1 pseudogene is annotated in these 464 nt (G+C 44.4%); it reads left to right on the top strand.

Annotation, left to right across the window (positions count from 1 at the left end):
* Positions 1-464 (top strand): annotated as a pseudogene (locus tag NE668_RS09725) (hypothetical protein); the annotation flags it as partial.

Raw genomic sequence — 464 nt, 5'->3', positions numbered from 1 at the left:
GTAGGTACAGGTCAAGCAACAGGTAATAACACAGCCACTAAAGTGGGGGACAAAACGGAAGTAGAATTCCGTGCCGGTGACAACCTCACTATTGACCAAACAGGTACTACTTTCACGTATTCCTTGAATAAAAACATGACAGGTCTTGAAAGTGTATCCGTAGGCGATGTAGCAAATGATAAACCAGGCGTTGTATTGAACGGTGCTGACGGCACTATGGGCGTACGCGGTAAAGATGGTGCGAATGCATCTATTACGGCGGCTAAAGGTGCTGACGGCTTGACAGGTACTGGTGCTGGTAAAGATCGTATCGTTTATGAAACGAAAGACGCTAACGGCAATCCTGTAAAAGAAACTGTAGCAACAATGAACGATGGTTTACATTTCGCTGGCGATAATGGAAATACTGTTATCGATAAAACATTGAATCAAAAACTTGAAATCGTTGGTGGTGCTGACGCAGC

The sequence above is a fragment of the Veillonella parvula genome (genome assembly GCF_024461875.1).
GTDB lineage: Bacteria > Bacillota > Negativicutes > Veillonellales > Veillonellaceae > Veillonella > Veillonella parvula_I.
This window is presented reverse-complemented; position numbering and strand designations above follow the sequence as displayed.